This is a genomic window from Vibrio sp. CCB-PB317 (genome assembly GCF_022808245.1).
Classification (GTDB): domain Bacteria; phylum Pseudomonadota; class Gammaproteobacteria; order Enterobacterales; family Vibrionaceae; genus Vibrio; species Vibrio diabolicus.
The window spans coordinates 1-6593 of sequence record NZ_JALGNU010000008.1; the positions used below are offsets into that span (position 1 = coordinate 1).

A 6593-nucleotide genomic window follows, 5' to 3' on the forward strand; every position below is an offset into this window, starting at 1 on the left:
CCTTCTGAGGTACTACGTGAAGATCATGGAATTGAATCGACTTAATAACTAGTAAGCCTGAGCCATGCAGTGCTATATCGTCTTGTTTGGAAGTTCGATGACCAAGGTGATTAACAAATACCAAGTCATCAGACAATAAGTCTTGCAAGGCAATCGTATCTGAATTGAGCATTGAAGTTTTTAACTTCTCCTCTACTTCAGTTATTTCTTTAACTACATTGCTTTCCATACTATCAACTTCCTCATATCGCATAACGCCCAATTAAGGTGTGAGGCATGCAATACGGTGCTTCCGCATACCACCTTAACCACTAAAACCAACGCATACCAAAAATGCCACGCGTGCCGAATCACTCTTAAATTGTTTGTTAGTACGCTACTTTAAAACCTTTTGGCTTGCACCAAGATATTGAAATATAGCACGAAACTATTGGCTTAAAACGCTGGAGCCAAACGGACAACTGCCAAACTAGAACTCCACCTAAGAACGCAAGTTGGCTAGAAGAAAAATACGCCAAACTACCCTATTTCGACCAGTCTCAAATTAGCAAAGGATTCAGTCACCTAACTTTGACAACCGCACCAAAGTACCGAATTAAAAGCTAAAAAACCAACAACACAAAAGAAACCGCGCCCACGAAATAGCCAAAAAGTTAGAAGCCGTAAACGATGAAGTCAAAGCGGAAACTCCACATATAGTGCCACCGGAAAGAACGTGAAAGGCACGCCCGTTCAGGTGTAAAGCTGGTAAACAAAACCGATAAACACCTAAATTTTGACCTTTGATACCAATCCCGTACTAACGCCGCATTAAGGTGTGAGCAGCGCTACCACGAAACTAAACCTTACCACCGTAAACACAAAACCCAACGATGGAATGAAAAATGCCATGCGTTGGGAATCACTCTTAAATGCTTTGTTAGCTTAATATAGACTCAGGAGTGCTTTTTACTTTCCAGGCTTTTTACTCTTGCTTTGTACGCAAAATAAAAACCAACGAAGAAGAATGCATTCGTAGCCACGAGAGCCAATCCCGCAACCTCGGGTAAATTGTAGCCTGTTATCATTGAAAGAATATAGTACTGGGCACATGCAGCCATAACACACAAAGATAATGGACGAAGAAAAGTAGTACTCGGCGATAACTTTTCTTCAGAGAACATATACTGCATCAATAGCACATGCGAGAAATGAATTGTTGCCAATGACAATATCACTATTAGTATTAAAACTAGCATTACAAATCTTCCGGTTGAAGTAGACCTCTGCGAAGAAGCTCCTTCCGCGCATCTTTTGCATTTAAGTGTGTTTGATAAGCAATTACACTGACCATTACGACCAAGATTGCCGATGCTTTGCCTGCAACTTGTTTGGTCACTCCCAGTCTATTTGCAATCTGCGCAACTGGTGAGCTTGTAACTTGCTTTTTCAACTGAGTCGCAACCTCTTTGGAAGCACTTTTTACCCCTTGTTGCGCTGATGAAAGCAAAAATGCTGATATACCTGCTGCTGTGAGAGGGAGCGAGAAGTCTATGCCAAGACCTTTCAATATATTAGTCACATCCTTATTGGTATCAAAAAATTCTCTGAGCTCCCGATCAGAAAGTGACCATGAGAACCAGTATGGATTTGCAACCACTTGAGAAACTAAACCATATAATGAAGCTTTCAACTGGCCATCGTTCAAAGCCAATATTAGCTTCAAAACTTCGGACTGTTTGTTCTTAGGTAACTCTCTATAAAGTACAATTCCTGTAATAATTGTAATTGCATTAGGCTCCTGTCTCATACGAGCTTCGTACTTTTCCATACCAATCAAATGCGTGTAGTACTTAACTGGATCTGCGGCAATTTTTGATTTGTGCACTCTCATAAAGCCTCCAATATAGATTTTGATAATGCTTAATACACTTATTGGAACTTGAGCACAAATATGCTTACTACTTTTTTGTTTAGTTTCACACAACATTGCAATTTATAAATAGCATAATTGCCTGACTACCTTGTTCATGAACTTAAATGTTAAGCTAACGCCCTGCTAAGGGGTGAGCAACGCAATACCGAAGCCGCCGCATACCACCTTAATCACTAAATTCAACGCATAGTAAAAATGCCACGCGTTGCGAATCACTCTTAAACAGTTTGTTAGGCTTCGACGCCGTATGGTCTGCTTATCTCATAAGGAATGGATAACTCTTCACAAATTCGGGATAGCGTATCATGTGCGTACAATTGAGCATGTATTTGAAGTACTTTTTGATTTTCAACTGATGCAGCATTGCCATAATCATTAACTAAGTAAGAGCTTGGGTGAACTAATTTAGAATATAGCTTAAACAATCCTTTGTGCTCTGATTCCATTTCTACAGTTTTTGCTAAATTGCCCATACTTGCAGGTTGTTTAATAACTGGTAAGTTATATTTTTGGGCTAAGTTTTTTAACCGTGTAATTTCATACTCCAAAATTGCTCTCTCTTGAGTTCTTTCATTTTCATTCCCTAACGAAAGGATTCCCTCAAGGGTTTGGACTTTATCTGTTAGTGCTTCTGACGCCCATTTTTTTTGTTCACTTTCATCTGAGAGAGTTCTTAACCTAACATTCAATTCATAAACACTTCGAGTTGAGATGGCTAATATGGAAATATGTTGATTTATCGATACCTTTGTAACTTCTAGGTAATCACACACTGAATTAAGAATATTAACTAACAGAACTGACTTTTCCGTTCTTTCTACATTCTTATCAATCCACCTAATTATAAACTTTGATTTTTTAACTATTTTGTCGATATTTTTCTTGAGCTCTATATTGCTTCCATCGACAACATGATCTTTCAATTTTTTAGACATTTTCACCTCCTCTTGATTTGAAGCCTAACGCCCTGCTAAGGGGTGAGCAACGCAATACCGAAGCCGCCGCATACCGCCTTAATCACTAAATTCAACGCATAGTGAAAATGCCACGCGTTGCGAATCCCTCTTGAGCAGTTTGTTAGTCGCGAGGCACCGAGCGACAATTTTAAGCCGAACTAAACTTTGCGAACAACAAACTTTATGTGCTTTGATGCACTTAAGTCAGGCGTAGTCTCAAAGCGGCTAGTCAATGAAACCACTTGGAACAAACAACGCCGCAGAAAACGGACTGACAACACCAAAAAGCGCTTTTGGAAAGCCAATCTCACAATGCGTACTTTCAACAAAGTCACTGAAACTACATGGAACTTACAACACCAGAGAAGACGACTTTTCAACTAGTAGATCTGCTTTTGAACCAACAAACTCACCGGGCAGAATTGCAACCAAGAACAGACGCTCGATTGCCCTGCTCTGTCAGCACCAAAGAACAAAACAACCGCTTGGACACTTGCAAAACTTTGGACTTAAAACAGCTAAACTGAGTTTTGATCATCGATGAAGAACCTGTATAGCAAACAATCATCAGCCAAATTTTAAGCTTAGAAACGTGATTTTGATTGCTAGCTTTTTCTGGCGACTAACGCCTTGTTAAGGTGTGAGGCACGCAATACCAATGCTTCAGCATAACACCCTAACCACTAAAACCAACGCATAGTAAAAAATGCCACGCGTGCCGAATCACTCTTGAACAATTTGTTATGTAGCCGACTTTCAGGTTAGTGCTTTCTGTCCAATTTGGATTTTGGGCTCAATACCAGCTTTGCGATACAAAGCTAGAGCTGATTCATTGAAAGAATATACTTCTAACCACAGCTCTTCTCCGCCGTTAGAAATAGCCCTTTCCTCAAATGCCTCTATTAGCGCCAATCCAACACCCTGACTCCTAAAGCATGAATCCACAACAATCTGTTCAACGCTTGCGATCTTTCGCTGTTTGAGCGTCCAAGACTTACGAACCCATAGCTCACCAAAAACAAAACCTACTAACTGCCCTTTGCTTTCGGCTACCAGAAAAATCGACCTTTCATTTTTGATTATCTTGTGTAGGTCTATTTTTTGTTCAATTTCTTCCGGTGATAAAAAGTCATCAGGTAAATTTGCTTGATGATACTCATTAAGCTGAAACTGTAGTTTCTTGATAACACTGATATCTTCAATGCGAGCTTGCCGAATATTTAACATATATAAATCCTTTTAATTTACCGTCCTCTCGCGGCTACATAACGCCTTGTTAAGGTGTGAGGCACATAATACCGATGCTACCGCATACTACCTTAACCACTAAAATCAACGCATAGTAAAAATGCCACGCGTGCCGAATCACTCTTGAACAATTTGTTAGAAGCTTGCTCACCTAGTGCTCCGACTTTCCCTTTTCGCGTCATGTGGGAAACAGTTTGTATACGCACGAGCAATATGATACTTGCCATTGTCATCTACGACTACACAAACTAGATTGCACGGATTTCCCAATGTACTACGCCAATTATGATGGCGATCCTCATAATCCGCTTCAAATTCAATGTAAACGTATGCTGAGCTGACCCATTTAAGCGGGATTGAACGTTTTATAAGTAACCCTTTAAACATCTTTGAATAGCGCTCAGTCATGTGGTCAAAGTGCTGAAAATGAGGGGTAATCTGTTGAGAGCAAAGATCTATAGAAACACACTTACTTTGAAGGTGATCTACAAACAGGTATAGCTTACCGATACCCCAATAACCATCGACATCATTATTTCTACTTCGAAACGAACCAATAATACCGTTTGCGATACTACCTAGTTCTCTTCTGCGTCCCATATTTATTCCTAAACTTCTAACGCCGCATTAAGGGGTGAACAACGCACTCCACCCAAACTAAACCATTGTGCCGTAAACACTAAAGCCGATTCAAACCAAAACTGCCAAGCGTTGTGAATCCCTCTTGAATGCTTTGTTAGTTGCCAAACCTAACGCTTTGATTTGAAGTTAATTGCCGCTTTGCCAACACTAGCTTTATGTGTTTTAAGAAACTCAAATCAGGCGCAGTTTCAAAGCGCCTGTCACTGAAACCACTTGGAAGAAACAGCGCCGTAGAAAACGGACTAACAACACCAAAAAATTTTTTGAGAAGACAATATTACAAAGCTGACTTTCAACAAACAAATCGGTTTCTGAAACAGAAAATCCAACCACAAAAGAAACCTGAGAACGATTTTCACAAACCCGAACGATTCAAAATTAAAGTACGAAACGCCACCAAAAACACACTGATTTTAACTCTAAACATTCTGCTTTAGCTGCGTTTTCCTCGTTGGCAACTAACGCCGCGTTAAGGGGCAGCAACGCGCCACCACCAAACTTCAATTTACCACCGTAAACACACTTGCCAAGATTTGAGCCAAAGTCGCCACGCGTTGACTGTCCCTCTTGAACGCTTTGTTATGTAACATTTTCAATGGCTTGTGCTGCGCTAACAGTAACTTTACCTAAATCAGACTCTGTTTGTATAGCAAGATATTCGCAGCCTTTGAACTCAAGTTGCATGTACTTTGCTGTCAACTCAAATGGCTGTACGAAACAATCAGGCAGTTCCAAATTGTAACCCGTAGATAGAACTGAAATTGACTTACCCTTTAGCCTACGCCCCAATTCCTTTTCAATCGTTAAAAGGTCAGATAATCGGTCAAAGAAGACTTTTAGCTGTGCTGACATTGAGTACCAATACACAGGAGAAGCAAACACCAAATGATCAAAACTGAGTAGTTCATGGATTATGGGAAGGAAATCATCGTTTTTATTTTCATGCGAATAGTCATAAAAACTAACGTTGAAATTAGATAGATCAAACAACTTTGCACCAGACTGCTCTACAAAAGAGTCTGCTAATTTTCGGGTATTTCCGTCAGATTTAGAAGTACCCAATATGACTGCAATGTTCATTAAACCTCCATGTTACATAACGCCTTGTTAAGGTGTGAGGCACGCAATACCGAAGCCTCCGCATACCACCTAAACCACTAAAACCACTAAAACCAACGCGTAGTAAAAATGCCACGCGTGCCGAATCACTCTTGAACAATTTGTTATGGCGCTGGATTTTCCGTAAGTTCCTGTATGTCGATTAAATCCACTTCTCTGTTCAGTAAGCGCTTGTACTTTATTAACTCGTCTTTGGGGATTACTGGCACTTCGACATTTTGATAACACATTGAAACCGAGTTAGAAAAGTTAATTTCTAACCTGTGCCATGAACCATCAAGAGCCGATTGAATTCTGTTTCCTTTAGACAAACCAACTTCGATTTTTTGAGAATGGTAGATTAATTGGAAATACTCTAAATCCCAACCGCATTCCACGTAATGCGTTAAAGGTTTGGAGACATATGAACCAACCTTTGCTAACAGTTTTTCTGCATCGCCATTGTGGATATACAAGTCAATGTCCGCAACTGCTCGGCTACCACCGTAAATTGTTGCAGCCAAACCACCCACAATTTGATAGTCAATTCGCTCTGATTCCAAGATCCCCTTAAACCAAATCAATGCTTCTTTTACTCTATCGCTCATCCTGAGTACCTAGTTAATTTGATCGTGCGCCATAACGCCTTGTTAAGGTGTGAGGCACACAATACCGAAGCCTACGCATACCACCTTAACCACTAAACTTGACGCATAGCAAAAATGCCACGCGTA

6 protein-coding genes are annotated in these 6593 nt (G+C 40.2%); all 6 read right to left on the reverse strand.

Annotated features, from left to right (window positions below):
• A partial coding sequence (locus MTR11_RS23705) for a nuclear transport factor 2 family protein (protein WP_243328502.1) occupies positions 1–229 on the reverse strand: 229 nt, incomplete at its 3' end.
• A 1008-nt stretch (positions 230–1237) separates the two neighbouring features.
• Positions 1238–1873 (reverse strand): hypothetical protein, encoded by a 636-nt coding sequence (locus tag MTR11_RS23715; RefSeq protein ID WP_151514891.1) that lies wholly within the window; start codon positions 1871–1873, stop codon positions 1238–1240.
• A 272-nt stretch (positions 1874–2145) separates the two neighbouring features.
• The gene (locus MTR11_RS23725; RefSeq protein WP_243328503.1) at positions 2146–2850 is read right to left on the reverse strand and encodes a DUF5677 domain-containing protein; all 705 of its coding nucleotides are present in this window, start codon (positions 2848–2850) and stop codon (positions 2146–2148) included.
• A 777-nt stretch (positions 2851–3627) separates the two neighbouring features.
• Positions 3628–4098 (reverse strand): GNAT family N-acetyltransferase, encoded by a 471-nt coding sequence (locus MTR11_RS23740; RefSeq protein ID WP_243328406.1) that lies wholly within the window; start codon positions 4096–4098, stop codon positions 3628–3630.
• Positions 4099–5340: 1242 nt separating this feature from the next.
• A complete protein-coding gene (locus MTR11_RS23750; RefSeq protein WP_140126682.1) occupies positions 5341–5841 on the reverse strand; it encodes a flavodoxin family protein in 501 nt (166 codons plus the stop codon).
• 143 nt (positions 5842–5984) lie between these two features.
• Positions 5985–6467, reverse strand: coding sequence for a MazG-related protein (locus MTR11_RS23760; protein ID WP_243328504.1), 483 nt, complete (start codon positions 6465–6467; stop codon positions 5985–5987).
• Between the last annotated feature and the right edge of the window lie 126 nt (positions 6468–6593).

Coding starts and splice junctions, on each gene's coding strand:
- MTR11_RS23740 (WP_243328406.1), bottom strand. CDS start 4,098: ATGTTAAATATTCGGCAAGCTCGCATTGAAGATATCAGTGTTATCAAG.
- MTR11_RS23750 (WP_140126682.1), bottom strand. CDS start 5,841: ATGAACATTGCAGTCATATTGGGTACTTCTAAATCTGACGGAAATACC.
- MTR11_RS23715 (WP_151514891.1), bottom strand. CDS start 1,873: ATGAGAGTGCACAAATCAAAAATTGCCGCAGATCCAGTTAAGTACTAC.
- MTR11_RS23725 (WP_243328503.1), bottom strand. CDS start 2,850: ATGTCTAAAAAATTGAAAGATCATGTTGTCGATGGAAGCAATATAGAG.
- MTR11_RS23760 (WP_243328504.1), bottom strand. CDS start 6,467: ATGAGCGATAGAGTAAAAGAAGCATTGATTTGGTTTAAGGGGATCTTG.